Origin of the sequence: Kribbella sp. NBC_00359 (assembly GCF_036097425.1) — a bacterium.
GTDB lineage: Bacteria > Actinomycetota > Actinomycetes > Propionibacteriales > Kribbellaceae > Kribbella.
This window is the reverse complement of record NZ_CP107975.1, coordinates 6262093-6279300: the sequence shown is the minus strand read 5'-3', so window position 1 is coordinate 6279300 and position 17208 is coordinate 6262093. Positions and strand designations below refer to the sequence as shown.

The window sequence follows — 17208 nt, the reverse complement described above, 5'->3', positions numbered from 1 at the left end:
ATGCTCACCGAATTCCTGCCCACCCTGCTCGCCGCGTCGGCGGCCGCGTTCGGACTGGCCGCGCTGTCTGCGGTCGCCGGATTCGGCGGCGGCGTACTCCTGCTGCCGGTGTTCACCGCGCTCTTCGGTCTGCGTGTCGCGGTGCCGATGCTGACCCTGACCCAGCTGTCCAGCAACGCCTCACGGGCCTGGCTGAACCGGCATGAACTCCGCCGGCCGCTGATCGGCTGGTTCGCCCTCGGCGCGGTCCCCTGCGCGGTAGCCGGCGGCATCCTGCTCACCCACGCGCCGCTCGCCGCACTGCAACGGCTGCTCGGGGTGTTCTTGATCGCCGTGGTGGTCTGGCGGCGGCTCAATCGGCGTACCCGCAAGCCCGCCGATCCGGCCTTCGCCGTGGTCGGCGCGGCGTCCGGCCTCGGCTCGGCGCTGCTCGGCTCCGTCGGCCCACTGACAGCACCGTTCTTCCTGGCCTACGGCCTCACACGCGCCGCCTACATCGGCACCGAAGCCGCGAGCGCCCTCACCATGCATCTCACGAAGATCGCCACCTACGGAGCCGGCGACCTGCTCACCCGCCAGGTCCTGCTGTACGGCGTCGCTCTCACCCCGGCGACCCTGCTCGGCGCCTGGACCGGCAAGCAGATCGTCGGCCGCATCAGCGATCGCGTCTTCGTCCTGCTCGTCGAACTCGGCCTGCTCGCCGCCGGAGCACTCTTCCTCATCGGACTCTGAGGTCAGGGTGGAGGAGCTGGATGAGGCCGTCGAGGAGGTCGGCGGGCTCGGCGTTCAGGTCGAACTGGGACTGGATCTGGAGGCCGTCGGACAGAGCGATCACGAGGGTGGCGATGGTGCCGGGATCGGCGGACGGGTTGATGGTGCCGGCGGCCTGACGGGCCCGGACGGACTCGGCCAGGGACTCACGGAGACGCGCGTACCGATCGACGAAGTACTCGTGGGCGGGGTGCTGGGGATCGCCGGCTTCGGCGGAAAAGGTCGAGTAGAGCTGGACCAGACCCGGTACGTCGCGATTGTGCCGGATGATCGCGATGAGTTTGTCAATTAGCTCCGATTGCTCGAACCGCTCGACATCCGCCTCGTCCCGCGCCCGGAGGACGGCCTCGAACAGCTTCTCCTTGGACCCGAAGTAGTGCAGCAGCCCGGCCTCGCTCAGCCCGACCGCGGCCGCGAGCTCCCGCGTCGAGGTCTTCCGGTAGCCGTGCCGGGCGATCACCTCGAGCGCCGCCCGCAGGATCTCCTCCCGCTTTGCGACACCTTTTGCGTACGGACCTCTGGAAGCCATGACCAAAACCTAGCACTACTCGGTTTTCGCGCGTACAGTCGTCGCCATGATTCCCGCCGACTTCGACGACCTCCTCGGCCAGCTCACGCTCGAGGAGAAGGTCCGGGTCCTGACCGGACAGGACTTCTGGTCCACCCATCCCCTGCCCGGGATCGGCCTGCGTTCGATGGTGCTGTCCGACGGCCCGAGCGGCGTCCGTGGCGCCGTCTGGGACGAGCGCGACCCATCGCTCAACCTCCCCTCGGCGACCGCGCTGTCGTCGTCCTGGGACCTCGGCATCGCCCATCGGTACGGCGTCGTCTCGGCCCTCGAGGCCCGGCGCAAGAACGTGGACGTCGTGCTCGGCCCGACCATCAACCTGCACCGGTCACCCCTCGGCGGACGGCACTTCGAAGCGTTCAGCGAGGACCCGGTCCTCACCGCCGAGCTCGCCGCCGCGTACGTCGCCGGCGTCCAGGAGCTCGGCGTCGGCGCCACCCCGAAGCACTACATCGCCAACGACTTCGAGACCGAGCGCTTCACCGCCGACGTGGTCGTGAGCGAGCGCACCCTCCGCGAGGTGTACCTGCTGGCCTTCGAGAAGGCGGTCACCGAGTCCAAGGCGTGGCTGGTGATGAGCGCGTACAACTCGATCAACGGGGCCACCGCCTCGGAGAACGAGCTGCTCGAGTCCCCGCTCAACACCGACTGGGGTTTCGACGGGGTTGTGGTCAGCGACTGGACCGCCGTACGCAGCGTGGAGAGCGCGAAGCACTCACAGGACCTGGCGATGCCGGGTCCGGTCGGCGCGTGGGGTGACGCGCTCGTCGAGGCCGTGCGGTCCGGCGAGGTCAAGGAGGACGCGATCGACCGGAAGGTACTGCGCCTGCTCGCGCTGGCCGCCCGGGTCGGCGCACTCGAAGGCTTCGAGAAGCCGGCCGACGTACCGCAAGTCGACGGCGTCGCGTTCACGCGCACCGCCGCCGCTGAAGGCTCGGTGCTGCTCACCAACAAGAGCGAGCTGCCGTGGACCGCCGACGCGCTGCAGCGGGTCGCGGTGATCGGTCACAACGCCCGCGACGCCCGGACTCAGGGCGGCGGCAGCGCGACCGTCATCCCGTCGTCGGTGGTCTCGCCCCTCGCCGGACTGCAACAGGCCCTCCCGAACGCCGAGATCACCTACTCGATCGGCGCCGTGGTCCAGGAAGGCGTCGCCGAGCTCCCGCTGGCCACGATGACCAATCCGGTGAACGGTCAGCCGGGCGCTCGCGTCCGCTTCCTCGAAGCGGACGGCACGGAGCTGTTCGCCGAGAACCGGTTCTCCAGCGCCCTCGTCTACCTCGGCGGCAACGCACCGATCACCGACACCGCGGTCTTCGAGTTCCACACCACCTACGCCCCGGCCGAGAGCGGCGACATCCTGCTCGGCTTCGCCTCCGTCGGCCGTGGCCGGATCTTTGCCGACGGCAACCTCCTGCTCGAGGAGACCGCCGTACCGGTCGGCACGGACCTGGGCGCCGCACTCCTGTCGCCGCCGTCGGTCACGGCTCCGCTCGCGGTGACTGCCGGCCGGCCGATCGACGTCCGCGTGGAGCTCGATCTCCCCGATCGCGAGGGCGGTCTGGGCAACGCGCTGAGCATCACCGTCGGCGTCGAGCCGGACCGCTCGGACCCGCAGGCGCTGATCGACGAGGCCGTCGCTGCCGCCCGGGCGGCGGACGTCGCCGTCGTGGTGGTCGGCACCAACTCGAAGGTCGAGTCCGAGGGCTACGACCGTACGTCGCTCGTCCTGCCCGGCCGCCAGGACGAGCTGGTCCGGGCCGTGGTCGCGGCCAACCCACGCACGGTCGTGGTCGTCAACGCGGGTTCACCGGTCCTCCTCCCCTGGCGTGACGACGTCGCGGCCTTGCTGGTCACCTACTTCGGCGGCCAGGAGTACGGCAACGCGCTGGCCGACGTACTGCTCGGAGTCGTCGAGCCCGGCGGGCGTCTCCCGACCACGTGGCCGCGCGAACAGGACGACGTACCGGTCATCGACGTCACCCCGCAGGAGGGCGTCGTCCGGTACGACGAAGGCGTGCACATCGGCTACCGTGCCTGGCTCCGGGCCGGCACCGAGCCCGCGTTCGGCTTCGGTCACGGCCTCGGCTACACCACGTGGGAGCTGTCCGATCTCCGCGCCAACGACCCGTCGTCCGTCGCCCTGATCGTTCGCAACACGGGCGAGCGCGACGGCAAGCACGTCGTCCAGGTGTACGCCGAACGCCCGGAAAGCACCGTGGATCGCCCGGTCCGCTGGCTGGCCGGGTTCGCCGTCGTACGCCTGGAGGCCGGTCAGGCCCGCGAGATCACGGTCCAACTGCACGACCGCACCTTCGAGCACTGGGACAACGGCTGGACCACCGAGCCCGGTGCCTTCACTCTCCGGGCCGGCTCGGCTGTGTCGGATCTGCCGCTCTCGACCGAACTGCGGATCCGCTAGCTGCCCGGCGGGCCGAGCCTGGCCCGGACTGGTTCGACGCCGGTCGTCGTACGACGCGACGGCCGGTGTCGGACTGCCAGTAGAGGACCGAGCGTCCGGACCGCCGTCGCTCCAGCAGTCCGGCGCCGGTCAGCACGCGAAGGTGGTCCGACACCGTGGCCAGGGACAGACCGGTCGTTGCGACGAGCAACGTCGTACTGACCGGGCCGGCCGCCTCGACCAGAATGCGCGCGCGGTTGCGGCCGAGCAGCGCGACCAGCGGCTCGTCGGGCGTCTCGGTGCCGGCGAAGATCCCGGTGACCGGATAAGTCAGGGCGAACCGGTCCGGCAGCCGCCAACTGACGTTGACCCGGTTCGTGTGGGCCGCGATGAACATCAGGTCGCGGCCGCGCACATCCGTCGGCGGATAGTCCCAGCGGTTCACCTGGATCCGCCCGTCGCCGAGCCAGCGGACATCCGGCCCGAGCCCCCGCAGTACGCCGGACCACCCCTGCTCGCTGAGTCGCGACGTACGCGACACGATGTCGGCTTGCAACACGCGCAGCCGCCGCGGCCAGTCGGGCTCGACCGTGGTCGTCCACACCCACCGCAGCAACCCGGCCGCCTGCTCGGCCAGTCCCTGCGACTCGAGCAGCACGGATGGCAGCGGCGTCCGTACGACGCTCAGGTCCGCGCGGATGTGGTCGTCGTCGAGCGAGGTGAGCAGCTCGAGTTCGTCGGACAACTCGAGGTCCGGCTCGAGCGGTGGCACGGTCAGGAAGTCGGCGACCCAGCTCCGGCCGAAGGCGTTGCCGAGGATCGCCGCCCAGATCGGATTGCCCGCCAACTCACGTTGGAACGCGGTGACGTGGGCGTCCTTCCACGCGCGGTACCAAGGCTCGGCGGGCGCGCTCAGCATCTTCAGCGCCGACACCGTCTCGGTCAGCTGCGAGGTGCCGAACCGGGCGTTCGCCAGCGTGTCGGCATCGACCAGGAACTCGGACAACGTTTCGCCTCCACCCGAAACTGTAGGCCCGGAAGGCGGCTACGCGGAAGCTTCCGGACATGAAGGAGCGAAGCGAGTTCATCATCAAGCGCAGTGCATCTTGTGTCTCATCCGCGCCCGGAGCGAAGCGAGGACGTGGATGAGCACGTACACGGCGATCTTCGCTAATCGCGAGTTCCGCAACCTGTGGATCGGCAGTGCGCTCGGCAACGCGGCGTCGACGATGACCAGCCTCACGCTCGCGATCATGGTCGATGCCGCCACCGGGTCCGCCCTGCTGGCGGCGATGATCATGTTCGGCCCGTCGCTGGCCCAGGTCCTCGGCGTCTCCACGCTGATGTCGGCGGCCGACACCGCCCGGCCGCGCCGGGTGCTCGCCCTGCTCGCCGGACTCTCCACGGTCGCGATCTGCGCCCAAGCTGCCCTGGATCTGTCCCCGGGCCTCCGGCTCCTGCTCGCGCTCGCGGTCGCCTACGGACTGTCGATCGGCTCCGGCGTCCGCTGGGGCCTGCTCGGCGAGGTGGTCGGCGAGGACCAGTTCATCCTCGGCCGCTCGGCGATGAACCTGTCCGTCGGCGCGATGCAGATCGCCGGCTTCGGCATCGCCGGACTGTTGCTGCAGGCAATCAGTCCGTCGTCGGTGCTCTGGCTGGCGACCGGCTTCTCCGCCCTGACCGTTCCGGTGCTCCGGTTCGGGCTGCGCAACCGCGCCCCCCGGCGAGTCGCGCGGACCGGCCTCGGTGAGACCTGGCGCGGCAACCGCCGCCTGCTCGCCCAGACGAGGACCCGCCCGCTGCTCCTGGCACTGTCCATCCCCAACGGCCTGATGGTCGGCTGCGAGGCCCTCTTCGTCCCGTACGCCGGTCCGCGCGCCGGCTGGCTGCTGGCGGCCGGCGCCGCCGGCATGATGACCGGCGATCTCGTGGTCGGGCGGTTCCTCACCCGCACCGGCCGCTGGCTCGCAGGCCGCTGGCTACGGTTCCTGCTGGCCGTGCCCTTCCTCGCCTTCGCCTTCGACCTGCCGATCGCGGTCCTGGCTGTGCTCGTCGCGGTCGGCAGCAGCGGGTACTCGGCGTCCTTGGCCCAGCAGGAGGTGCTGGTCGACCTCACCCCGTCCGACCTCCGCGGCCAGGTCCTCGGCCTGGAATCCGCGCTCCGGATGACCGCCTTCGGCGTCTTCGCGATCCTGGCCGGCGCCCTCGCCGACCTGACCTCCGCGGCACCGGCCATCACTGCCTTCGCCGCCGCCTCGCTCCTGGCTTCCGCGGTCCTCACCCGCCCGCTGGCACGCGTGATGACCCCCAACGCATGGATAGGCTCGCCGCATGGAAGTAGTGCGGCTCCGGAAGGTCTCCAAGCGGTACGGCCGGCGGGAGATCCTGGCGGACGTCGACCTGCGGGTGAACGCGGGTGAGCTGCTCGCATTGGTCGGCGCCAACGGCTCGGGCAAGTCCACCGTGCTCAAGCTGATGGTCGGCCTGTCCCGTCCATCGACGGGACAGGTCCGGCGCACTGCGCGGGTCGTGAGCTACGTGCCCGACGTGTTCGCGTCGCACGATCGCTTGTCGGCTGCGGCGTACCTGAGGCACATGGGACGGATCCGCGGCCTCACCGCCCGGGTAGCTCGGGACCGGGCCGGCGAACTGCTGGATCGGCTCGCCCTGTCGGGTGGCGCGGACACGCCGATGCGGAAGTTGTCCAAGGGCAACGCGCAAAAGGTCGCGCTGGCCCAGGCACTGCTCGACCCGCCACAACTACTCGTCCTCGACGAGCCCTGGTCCGGACTCGACTCCACCGCTCACGCGACCCTGCGCGAGCTGCTCACCGAAACGGCCGAGCAGGGCGCCGCGGTCGCCTTCAGCGAGCACTCCGACCTGGTCGTGCGCTCCACCGCGACCCGAGTCTGCGAACTCCGCAACGGACAGCTTCACGCCACCGTAGGCAGGCCCCCCGCCACGCTGACCGAGATCTCCCTGATCGCCGGAGCCGAGCTCGACTGAACCCAGCATCCGGACGTCCTCGAGGTACGCCGCCACGACACCGGGGTCACGTTGATGCTGCCGACCGGCCGCCACGACGCGGCCCTGCTGACCGCGCTCAATCACGGCTGGTCGGTCACCACGGTCCGGCAGGTGAAGCCCGAGTGACCGCTCTCTACCGCTACCTCATGGCCAGCGTCCTGCTCTCCCAGCGCTACCTCCCGCCGACGCTGATCTTCCTCGCCGCGATGGCCGTCGGTACGACGTCCGACAACGGACCACTCCAGTCGTCGTACGCGTTCTGCGTGCTCGCGATGCTGGTCTGCACGACCTGGCTGACGGTGAGCCTCGTCAACCACGAGGACCCGACCCAGCACAAGATCACCCTGGTCATGATCGGCAGTTCGCTGCGCGTCCTCGCGATCACCGTCACCGTCGTCCTGACCTGGTGCGTCCCGCTACTGGTCGTCGGCATCGTCTACCCGATCGTCACCGGGAAGCACGTCTTCACGGCCGGCGATCTCGTGGTCGGCGCGGCCGCCCAACTCGCAGCCGCGATGATCGGCATCGCCATCGGACTGCTCTGCTCGCGCCTGGTCATCCCCCGCATCGGCATCGCGATGCTGACCGCGGCCGCCGCAATCCTGGCCGTCCTGCTGCTCCGCTGGATCTCCCCGATCCGCCCCCTGATGACGCTGCTGTCGGATGGACGCACGCCGGGCGGCACCGCCGTACCGCTCACACTCCTGACCGCCTTGGCAGCGGCCATCCTGATCGCTGCCCTGTTCGCCACCAGGGCGCTCGCCGACCGGAAGGAATGAGTCAGGAGGCGGCGACGGAGGAGATGTGGTTCGGAGCGGCCGAGCCGCGGATGATCAGGGAGGTGGCGAGTTCTACGTGGTGGGAGGCGACCTTTTCACCGGCGGCGAGTTGCAGGGCGGTGCGGAGGGCGACGGCGCCCATCTCGCGGAGGGGCTGCTTCACGGTGGTCAGCGGCGGTGACGCGAGGCGGGCGACCTCGGTGTCGTCGAAGCCCACCACGCTGAGGTCCTCGGGGACGCGCAGACCGCGCGCTCGAGCCGCCTCCAGAATCCCGAGCGCCACCTCGTCGCTCCCCGCGAAGATCGCGGACGGCCGGTCCGGCAGATCGAGGAGCGCACAGCCGCCGGCCAGGCCATCGTCGTACAGGAAGTCCTGCAACCAGATGTGCTCGGCCGGCACGGGCGCGCCGACCGCCTCCATGGCGCTGCGGAAGCCACTCATCCGGGCTTGGTTGCAGCCCGACGTCGGCGGACCGCCGACGTAGCCGATCCGCCGGTGCCCGAGCGACAGCAGGTACTGGGTCGCAGCCATGCCGCCGGCGAAGTTGGTCGAGCCGACGCTGGTCACGTCGGGCTGCGCGATGTTCACCGGGTCCACGACGACGAGCGGCAGCCGGGCCCGCGACAGCGCGGCCAGGTCCGCCTCGGACAGTTCGCTGGTGATGCCGATCGCGGCGCGGCGGCGGTTGCCGATCAGTTCCCGGATCCACCGGGCCGTCCGGCCGGCGTTCGACGTCCGTGGATGCCGCGGGTGTGCGTTGAGGATGACATCGACGCCGGCCTCCTGACCGGCCTCGACCACGCCCTGGATCACCTCGACCGAGTACGCGTTGACAACGCCCTGGTAGAACAACTCGACGGTGTCGCGCTGGACCGGGTTCGGCCGGCGGCCGACGTACCCGTGCCGCTCCAGGATCTCCTGCACCCGCGCCCGGGTGGCCGGCGCGACGTCGCTGCGACCGTTCAGCACCTTGGAGACCGTCGCCACCGAGACGCCGGCCGTGTCCGCCACCGACGCCAGGGTGACGCGACCCTTCAACCGCGACATCTCATCACCCTCCTCCGGGATCCTGGACCGTCACCGGCGTCGTCAGCACGCGCTGGTGCCCGACCACCCTCACATCCCCGGTGATCCGGACCATGGCACGACACGGCAGGTCCATCGACGACGTGCCGAGCATCACTTCGAAGTCCCCGGGCTCGACGATCCGCCGCAGGTCGGGACCCGTGTACGCCGTCCGATCGGCGTGGACCCGGAACGTCACGTCGACCGCCGCCCCCGGCTCCAGCGAGACCCGCGAGAACCCGGTCAGCAACTTCAACGGCCGCGCCACCCGCGCCACCACATCACGCAGATACAGCTGGACGACCTCGTCGCCGGCGCGTTCACCGGTGTTCCGCACCCGCACCGTCGCGGTGAACTCGCCGTCGTTGCCGATCTCGGTCGCACTCAACCGCAGGTCGTCCACCGCGAAACTCGTGTACGACGCGCCGTACCCGAAGGGGAACAGTGGCCGGGCCTCGAGGCCGCTGATGCCGGCACTCTCTACGCTGCCGAGAGCCGGCTGCAGGTAGGTACCGGGCTGCCCACCGACGTGCCGTGGGATCTGCACCGGCAGCTTGCCACTCGGCACGATCCGCCCACTGAGGACGCCGGCCATCGCGCCGGCACCCTCCTGGCCGGGAATGAACGCCTGCACCAGGCCGGCGACCCGATCCGCGATCCCGCCGAGCGCATAGGGACGACCCGAGACCACCACGACCACGACGGGTGTGCCGCTGTCGAGAAGCGCGTCGAGCAGGTCGGCCTGGACCCCGGGCAGCCGCAGGTCCTCGGCGTCGCACCCTTCGCCCGAGGTGCCGTGGCCGAACAGTCCGGACAGGTCCCCGACGTACGCGACACAAAGGTCCGCGGCACGCGCCGCCTCGACCGCCGCCGTGAACCCGGAGCGGTCCTCGCCCATGACCTCGCAGCCCTTCACATGCAGGAGATCCACGCCGGACAGTTCGTTGCGCAGGGCATCGATCGGGGTGGTCACCTGGATGCCGAGATCGCGGTCGGGATACCGCGGCAGGACGTGGTTCGGGAACGCGTAGCACCCCATCAGCGTGCGCGCGTCGCCCGCGCACGGCCCGACCACCGCGACCTTCGTCAGCTCGCGCGACAGCGGCAACGCCGAGCCGGCATCGAGCAGCACGACGGACTTCTCGGCGAGCTCCTGCGCGATCGCCCGGTTCTCCGCCGAGTCGAGGTCGACCCCACCGGTACGGACCGAACCCTCCGGAGTCCACCCCGGATCGAGCAGACCGAGCTCGATCTTCTGCAGCAGCAGTCGCCGCGCCGCGCGATCGATCAGGTCCTCGGACACATCCCCCGACTTCACCTTGTCGAGCAGTCCGGCGAAGCCGATCGTGTCCGGCAGTTCGACATCGGTGCCGGTGGTCAGCGCCACCACGCCCGCATCGGCGTTGTCGGCCGCGACCCGATGCATCGAGGCGAGGAACGGCACCGCCCAGTAGTCCGACACGACCGTGCCGCCGAAACCCCACTCGTCGCGCAGTACGTCGGAGAACAGCCACGGATCCGCACTCGCGGGCAGCCCGTCGACATCGGCGTACGAACTCATCACCGACGCGGCGCCGGCGGTCGCGATCGCGGTCTCGAACGTCGGCAGGATGATGTCGAGCAACTCGCGCCGGCCCATCGACACCGGCCCGTGGTTGCGCCCGGCCCGCGACGCCGAGTAACCGGCGAAGTGCTTCAGCGTCGCCAGCACACCCGCACTCTGCAGGCCCCGGACGTACGCCGAACCCAGCAGCGCGACCAGATACGGATCCTCGCCGATCGTCTCCTCCACGCGACCCCAGCGATAGTCGCGGACCACGTCCAGCACCGGCGACAACCCTTGGTGTACGCCGACCGCTGCCATGTCCCGCCCGATCGCGGCGGCCATCCGCTCGACCAGTCCGGGATCGAACGTCGCACCCCACGCGATCGACGCCGGGTAAACGGTCGCGCCGTACGTCGTGAAGCCGGTCAGGCACTCTTCGTGAACCAGGGCCGGGACGCCGAGCCGGGAGTCCGTCAGGACCACCTCGTGCTGGCGGATCAGCTCGGCCAGCCCCTCCTCGACGGACAGCGGGACGCTACCCCAGACCCGGGTCAGGTGACCGAGGCCGTCGCGGCTCGCCTCGGCCAGCGACAGCGAGGCGCCGGTGGCGAACACGTCCTCCATCGGCGCGACGTTGATCGTTTCGTCCGCCGGCAGCTCGGTGTCGGCCATGTCGTTGCCGGCCCAGCGGCTCCCCAGCTGGGCGATCTTCTCCTCCAGCGTCATCGCCTGCAGCAGCAGGTCGGCGCGCTTGGCGGCGGACAGCGCGGGATCGCGCCACGGCCGATCACTCGAGGTGGACAAGAAGTTCTCCCTAAATCAGAACGCCGCATGGTGACAAAGTATCGAAAACTTTCGACGATTCCGGCTGTTAGTTGCGGTCCGAGGCGGTTTTCGTGATTCTCCTGTGACACAAGCGAATCCGTGACCTCACTGTGACCCCACAGTGCCAGTTGTTCAAGTCTTGACAGCAGTATCTCCGAAATCTATGTTTCGAAAACAAGTCATATCGACAGGTGCTTCCGCAACCTGTGGGGGCAGCACGGAGTACGGAGATCACAGTGGATCCCATGACGACATCTCGGCGTACCTTCCTCGGCCTGGTCGGTGGCGGCGCACTGGCGGCCGGTCTCGCCGCGTGCGGCAGCTCCGGCCCGAAGAGCACGTCCGGTTCGAGCACCGGCGGGGCCGCCGCCGGCAGCGGGACGACGACGTACTGGTTCCTTACCGGTCAGCCGCAGCAGGCGATCCGGGAGGCCCAGGTCAAGCGGTTCAACGACGCGAACTCGGGCAGCACGATCAAGACCACCGAGTTCCAGAACGACGCCTTCAAGCAGAAGATCAAGACCGCCATCGGCGCCGGCCAGGGCCCGACGCTGATCTGGGGCTGGGGCGGCGGCGGCCTGAAGTCCTACGTCGACGCCAACCAGGTCGAGGACCTGACCGGCTGGTTCGGCGAGCAGGGCGACCTGAAGAACTCGATCTTCCCGTCCGCGTTCGGCGCGGCCACCGTCGGCGGCAAGATCTACGCGATGCCGGTCGAGACCGTCACGCCGATCGTGCTGTTCTACGACAAGCGTTCGTTCGAGAAGGTCGGCGCCGAGCCGCCGAAGTCGTGGCAGGACATCATGAACCTGGTGCCCAAGTTCAACGACAAGGGCATCGCGCCGTTCTCGCTCGGCGGGCAGTCCCGCTGGACCAACATGATGTGGCTGGAGTTCCTGTTCGACCGGATCGGCGGCAGCGAGGTCTTCCAGAACATCTACGAGGGCAAGGCGAACGGCTGGTCCGACCCGTCCGCGCTGAAGGCGCTCGAGGAGATGCAGAACCTGATCAAGGCGAACGGCTTCATCAAGGGCTTCTCCTCGATCACCGCCGACTCCAACGCCGACCAGGCCCTGCTCTACACCGGCAAGGCCGCGATGATGCTGCACGGCGCCTGGACCTACGGGAACATGAAGGCCTCTGGTGGCGACTTCGTGACCGGTGGGCACCTCGGCTACATGAACTTCCCGCCGTACGACGGCGGCAAGGGCGACCCGACCGACACCGTCGGCAACCCGGGCCAGTACCTGTCGATCTCCTCGAAGGCCAGCCAGGCCGACAAGGACAACGCGAAGAAGTTCCTGGCCAACAACACCCTCGACAGCGACTCGGTCGACGCGTGGGTGAAGTCGGGCAACATCGCGGTCGCGAAGAGCTCGAAGGACAGGCTCTCCTCGATCACCGACACGAACGACAAGGACTGGCTGAACTTCGTCTACGACACCTCGGCGAACGCGAAGACCTTCGCCCAGTCCTGGGACCAGGCGCTCAGCCCGACCCAGGCCGAGACGCTGCTCGACAACATCGCCAAGCTGTTCCAGCTGTCGATCTCCCCGCAGCAGTTCGCCGACAACATGAACGCGGTGATCGGCCAGTGAGTGTGCTTTTGACCGCGCCTGCGCTCCTCGATCAAGGCCCGGAGATCCCATGACCGTGACCGCTCCGCCCGTCGCGTCGTCGACTGGCCGCCGCTTGTCGTTTCACTCCGGCTCGACCCGCGTCGGGCGGAGCGGTGCGGTCGCCTGGATGGTGCTGCCGGCCCTGGTGATGTTCGTGGTGTTCGGCATCGTCCCCCTGGTCGGTGTGTTCGTGCTGAGCTTCACCAAGTGGGACGGACTCGGCCCGATCCATCCCGCCGGCGTGGCGAACTGGCAGGTCGCGCTCAGGGATCCGGGGCTGTACCACGCACTGTGGGTGACCTTCGAGATCATGATCCTGTCCTGGCTGGTCCAGACCCCGATGAGCCTGCTGCTCGGGGTGTTCCTGGCCGGCCGGCAGCGGTACCGCGCGTTCCTCGCCGTCCTGTTCTTCATTCCGCTGCTGCTCAGCTCGGCGGCGATCGCGATCACCTACAAGGCGCTGCTCGACCCGAACTTCGGTCTCGGGCCCGGCCTGCACCTCAGCCTGCTCACCCAGGACTGGCTCGGCCAGGCCAACCTCGCCATCGCCGTGATCATCTTCATCGTGTCCTGGCAGTTCATCCCGTTCCATTCGCTCATCTACCAAGGCGGCGTCCGGCAGATCCCGGTCTCGATGTACGAGGCGGCCGCGATCGACGGCGCGGGGCGGGTGCGGCAGTTCTTCAGCATCACGGTGCCGCAACTGAAGTACACGATCATCACGTCGTCGACGCTGATGGTGGTCGGGTCGCTGACCTTCTTCGACCTGATCTTCGTGCTGACCGCCGGTGGACCGGGCGACTCGACCCGGGTGCTGGCGCTGCTCATGTACCAGCAGGGGTTCATGTCCAACCAGATGGGTCTGGCCAGCGTGATCGCGGTCGTCATCGTCGTCCTGGGCCTGCTCCTGGCGCTTCTGCTCCGCAAACTCGGCGGCAGCACGACGGCCAGCCAGATGGAAGGAATGTGACATGGCCGTGGTGATCGGGGAAACGCAGGCGACGGCGCGACCGGCCGGCCGCGGCGGCGCTCCGGCCGGGCGGAAGCTGCGCCAGATGAACTGGTTCGGCGGGCTCGCGGGCTGGCTGTGGCTCCTGGTCGTGATGATCCCGCTGTACTGGATCGTCGTCACCAGCTTCAAAGACCAGACCGTGTACTTCACCCACAACCCGCTCTCGCTGCCGACGGAGCCGACGCTCGCCAACTACCGACTGGTGATCGAGTCCGACTTCCCGCGGTACTTCGTGAACAGCGTGATCGTCGCTGCCGGCACCGTGATCCCGGCGGGCGCGATCGCGTTCATGGCGGCGTACGCGATCGTCCGCGGTGCGGGCAGCCGTTTCCTGGGGGTGACGAACGGGTTGTTCCTGATGGGCCTGGCGATCCCGCTGCAGGCGACCATCATCCCGGTCTACCTGCTGATCATCAAGATGCACCTCTACGACAGCCTGATCGCGCTGATCCTGCCGTCGATCGCGTTCGCGATCCCGCTGTCGGTGCTGGTGCTGACCAACTTCATCCGGGACGTACCGAAGGAACTGTTCGAGTCGATGCGGGTCGACGGCGCCACCGAGTGGGGAATGCTGCGGACGCTCGCGCTGCCGCTCACCCGGCCGGCCCTCGTCACCGTCGGCATCTACAACGGCCTCGCGGTCTGGAACGGCTTCCTGCTTCCCCTGATCCTGACCCAGAGCCCGGAGAAGCGGACGCTTCCGCTCGCACTGTGGACCTTCCAGGGTCAGTTCAGCGTGAACGTCCCGGCGGTGCTCGCCTCGGTCGTGCTCACCACCCTGCCGATCGTCATCCTGTACGCCGTCTTCCGTCGGCAACTGCTCAGCGGCCTGACCGCCGGCTTCAGCAAGTAGCTACAACCGCCTCGTCCTGGGCCTCTCAGGGCTCAGGACGAGGTGGCGCGTGCCGTCGCTGAGGATCACCAGGCCGGTACGCCGGGGGCGGGACCGGAGCCAGGTCAGCGCGTCGGGCCCCAGGGCGAAGGCCGCGGTGGCGTCGATGTCCGCCTGGGTGAGGGTCGGGTAGATGACGGTGACCGAGGCCAGCGTGGTCGGCGTCGTGCCGGTGCGAGCGTCGGTGATGTGGTCGCCGCGCCGGTGCAGGGCCGAGGTGGCGATCGCACCGTTGCGGATCGGGACGACAGCGGCCAGCTTGTCCGGGTCGTGCGGATCTTCGATGCCGATCTGCCAAGCGGGCGAGTCCGGCGTCGCGACGTGACACGTCATGTCACCGCCGGCGGAGAGGCAGTAGTCCGTGTCCGGCAACTGGTCGAAGGCGTGTGCGGCGCGTTCGACCGCCCATCCCTTCACCACTCCACTCGGGTCCAATCCGTGCTCGCGCCGTACGTCGAACGCACCGCCGGACTCCACTCGGGCGCGTTCGCCCAGCTCGAGGACCTCGGCGACCTCGGGCGGACAGTCGGCGATGGTCAGCTCGCCGCGGTTGAGCCGGGAGATGTACGAGTCCGTGCGGTAGGTGCTGAAGATGCGGTCGGCTGCGCGGAGGATGTCGAGCGCGCCAGCCCACGCCCGCGCGGCCAGGTCGTCGTCGGTATGGCGACCGCGCAAGGCCAGGCTGATCGGCATACCCATCACGTGGTCGACGTACCGGCTCGTGGTCATTTCGCCTGGTCCAAAGCGCTTTGCAGGGAACGGATGTAGCCGTCACTGGTGACGGTCGCGCCGCTGACCATGTCGATCTGCGCGCTCTGCGCCTGCTTGGTCTCGTCGATCAGGATCGGCAACGCATAGTCGTTGATCTCGGCGTCACGATGATTCCCGTTCGGGTACTGCAGGACGCTGACGTCCGTGATCTTTCCGCCCTGCACGGTGAGCTGGACCTGAACGGGTCCCCACTGCGTCGAGGCAACGTCACCGGTGACCGTGGACGAGGACGACGAAGGCGTCGCCGACGGCGAGGGCGTGCCGCCGGTGTCGGTCCCATCACCGCCGGACCCGGCGCCGGCCGCGGGGCTTGGCGTCGGCGTGCTGCTCACCGAGCCGCTACCGATCGGCGGCGCCACGGCCTGCGGCCCGGAGGTCGAGGTGTGGTAGCCGAACAGCAGCACGACAACAGACGCCGTACCGAGGAACCAGAAGACGATGCGTTTCACAGGGCTCACCACTTGAAGGATTCGAGATGGAGGCGCTCGGGCGGGAGGCCGGCGGCGGTGAGGGTGTGTTTCACCAGTTGGGTCCAGCTGTCGGGGCCACACAGGTAGACGTCGCGCTCCGCGATGTCGGGGATCCAGGACAGCAGGGCCTGCAGGTCGTCGAGGTCGTCGATTCCTGGGCCGAGCCATGAGTCGGTACGGCGACGATGACCGGGCACTGTCAGCAGGTCGAGACCGCGCTGGTGCCGCAGTGCCTGCAACTCGGAGGAGAACAACGGCTCGTCGGTGTAGCGCTGGACCAGGATCGCGTCGCGCGGGGCGTAGCTCAGACCCTCGGCGAGAGCTCGCAGCGGTGTGATGCCGACGCCGGCGCCGATCAGGGCGATCTTCCGCTCGGTCCGGGCACGCGGACTCAAACGGCCGTACGGACCCTCGACGAGCACGCGCGTGCCTGGCCGCACCGCGCGGAGTGCCGCGCTGCCGTCACCTGCCTCCTGGACGGTGATGCGCAGACCGCGTCCGTCCGGTGCCGCCGACAAGGAGTACGGGTTCGCCCGCGTCCAACCAGGCCGGCCGAGGAACCGCCAGGAGAAGAACTGCCCGGGCTCGGCTCGGAGCCGGTCCAGTCTCCGACCCGCGACGTACACCGAAACCACGCGATGGGCCTCCGGTACGACGGCTGTCACGCGCAGCCCGTGCCGTACGTTGCGCCAGATCGGCACGCCGACCCGGTAGACGAGGATCGTCGCTGCCGCGACGGCCCAGGCCGTCCACCAGAACACGGTCCGCCCGGTCGACGACAGGAACTCCTGGCCCGTCCACAGCTGGTGCGGCAGCGCGAGCCCGACCCCGAGATAGGCGTACAGGTGCAGGAGGTGCCATGACTCGTACCGGATCCGCCGTCGCGCGGCCTTGATACTCGTCACCACGCTCAGACACAGGCAGAGCGTGCCACCGACCGCCAGGAGCATGCCGGGATAGTCGACGGTCAGGTCCCACAGCATCGCGGGTGTCCTGCCCAACTCCCCCGCGGCGTACCCCCAGGTGATCGTGACAAGATGCGCCAGCATCAGATTGAACGACGTGAATCCCACCAGCCGGTGAATGCGCGCCAGGCGGTCCTGCCCGAACGCGGCCTCGAGCACCGGCACGCGGGCCATCAGGACGACCTGGGCCAGCAGCAACACCGCGGCCACCAACCCGGTCAGCCGGCCCAGCGAGGTGAGCCCGGTGGCCCAGCCACCCAGCTCCTGCACCCCGCCGCCGGCCACCCACCAGTAGCTGACGAGCAACAGGCTCAGCCACAGCACGGCGAGGGCGCCGAGGCGCACCGCACAGTCGTTGCGAGCCCGCTGTCCTGGCAGCACGAGGACGGGTGTCTCGATCATGGCGGCTCCTGGGATGTGGCGGATCCACCCCAGTGTCGAGTGGCCGTCTGAGCGCGACCTTCGGCTTCCCTGTGAGCCGGCTGTGAAACGGTCG

General features: G+C 69.1%; 15 protein-coding genes. 8 read left to right on the top strand and 7 right to left on the bottom strand.

The features are described from left to right. Window positions 1-732, top strand: coding sequence for a sulfite exporter TauE/SafE family protein (locus OG876_RS30710; protein WP_328520146.1), 732 nt, complete (start codon window positions 1-3; stop codon window positions 730-732). Here the strand turns inward: OG876_RS30710 and OG876_RS30705 are convergent. Further along, window positions 719-1300: a TetR/AcrR family transcriptional regulator gene (locus OG876_RS30705; protein WP_328520145.1), complete on the bottom strand. Its 582-nt coding sequence runs from the start codon at window positions 1298-1300 to the stop codon at window positions 719-721. The genes OG876_RS30710 and OG876_RS30705 overlap by 14 nt on opposite strands. Before the next feature lie 46 nt (window positions 1301-1346). Between OG876_RS30705 and OG876_RS30700 the strand changes: the two genes are divergently transcribed. Continuing rightward, window positions 1347-3761, top strand: coding sequence for a beta-glucosidase family protein (locus OG876_RS30700; protein ID WP_328520144.1), 2415 nt, complete (start codon window positions 1347-1349; stop codon window positions 3759-3761). On the opposite strand, the gene OG876_RS30695 is transcribed toward OG876_RS30700, so the two are convergent. Next, window positions 3697-4746 (bottom strand): ArsR/SmtB family transcription factor, encoded by a 1050-nt coding sequence (locus tag OG876_RS30695; RefSeq protein ID WP_328520143.1) that lies wholly within the window; start codon window positions 4744-4746, stop codon window positions 3697-3699. The two genes, OG876_RS30700 and OG876_RS30695, sit on opposite strands and share 65 nt — an antisense overlap. Window positions 4747-4885: 139 nt before the next feature. Between OG876_RS30695 and OG876_RS30690 the strand changes: the two genes are divergently transcribed. The 3 genes from OG876_RS30690 (at window position 4886) to OG876_RS30680 (ending at window position 7546) form a co-directional block, all read left to right on the top strand. Beyond that, entirely contained in the window at window positions 4886-6160 is a 1275-nt protein-coding gene (locus OG876_RS30690) for an MFS transporter (protein ID WP_328520142.1), read from the top strand. Then, window positions 6072-6746, top strand: a complete 675-nt coding sequence (locus OG876_RS30685; protein ID WP_328520141.1) for an ABC transporter ATP-binding protein — start codon at window positions 6072-6074, stop codon at window positions 6744-6746. Before OG876_RS30690 ends, OG876_RS30685 begins: the two co-directional genes overlap by 89 nt. Before the next feature lie 143 nt (window positions 6747-6889). Next, window positions 6890-7546: a hypothetical protein gene (locus tag OG876_RS30680; RefSeq protein ID WP_328520140.1), complete on the top strand. Its 657-nt coding sequence runs from the start codon at window positions 6890-6892 to the stop codon at window positions 7544-7546. Between the two features lies 1 nt (window position 7547). Here OG876_RS30680 and OG876_RS30675 read toward each other — a convergent pair whose 3' ends face one another. Together OG876_RS30675 and OG876_RS30670 are read right to left on the bottom strand one after the other, a co-directional pair. Next, on the bottom strand, window positions 7548-8594 hold the full coding sequence (locus OG876_RS30675; protein ID WP_328520139.1) for a LacI family DNA-binding transcriptional regulator: 1047 nt from the start codon (window positions 8592-8594) through the stop codon (window positions 7548-7550). Window positions 8595-8598: 4 nt separating this feature from the next. Beyond that, a complete protein-coding gene (locus OG876_RS30670) occupies window positions 8599-10962 on the bottom strand; it encodes a glycoside hydrolase family 3 N-terminal domain-containing protein (RefSeq protein WP_328520138.1) in 2364 nt (787 codons plus the stop codon). Between the two features lie 266 nt (window positions 10963-11228). On the opposite strand from OG876_RS30670, the gene OG876_RS30665 reads away from it, so the two are divergent. From OG876_RS30665 to OG876_RS30655, 3 genes are read left to right on the top strand one after another with little or no spacing between them, the layout of a single operon-like run. Then, a complete protein-coding gene (locus OG876_RS30665) occupies window positions 11229-12581 on the top strand; it encodes an extracellular solute-binding protein (RefSeq protein ID WP_328520137.1) in 1353 nt (450 codons plus the stop codon). A gap of 49 nt (window positions 12582-12630) precedes the next feature. Continuing rightward, on the top strand, window positions 12631-13572 hold the full coding sequence (locus OG876_RS30660) for a carbohydrate ABC transporter permease (RefSeq protein WP_328520136.1): 942 nt from the start codon (window positions 12631-12633) through the stop codon (window positions 13570-13572). Between the two features lies 1 nt (window position 13573). After that, complete coding sequence (locus OG876_RS30655) at window positions 13574-14467, top strand: carbohydrate ABC transporter permease (protein ID WP_328520135.1); 894 nt, start codon at window positions 13574-13576, stop codon at window positions 14465-14467. On the opposite strand, the gene OG876_RS30650 is transcribed toward OG876_RS30655, so the two are convergent. Genes OG876_RS30650 through OG876_RS30640 form a run of 3 tightly spaced genes read right to left on the bottom strand, consistent with a single transcriptional unit; the run spans window position 14468 to window position 17114 of the window. Beyond that, window positions 14468-15235 carry an FAD:protein FMN transferase gene (locus OG876_RS30650; protein WP_328520134.1) on the bottom strand — a complete coding sequence of 256 codons (768 nt, stop codon included), beginning with the start codon at window positions 15233-15235 and terminating at the stop codon, window positions 14468-14470. Continuing rightward, window positions 15232-15726, bottom strand: coding sequence for an FMN-binding protein (locus OG876_RS30645; protein ID WP_328520133.1), 495 nt, complete (start codon window positions 15724-15726; stop codon window positions 15232-15234). The genes OG876_RS30650 and OG876_RS30645 overlap by 4 nt, the downstream gene beginning before the upstream one ends. A 5-nt stretch (window positions 15727-15731) precedes the next feature. After that, window positions 15732-17114 (bottom strand): ferredoxin reductase family protein, encoded by a 1383-nt coding sequence (locus OG876_RS30640; protein WP_328520132.1) that lies wholly within the window; start codon window positions 17112-17114, stop codon window positions 15732-15734. Window positions 17115-17208 lie beyond the last annotated feature (94 nt).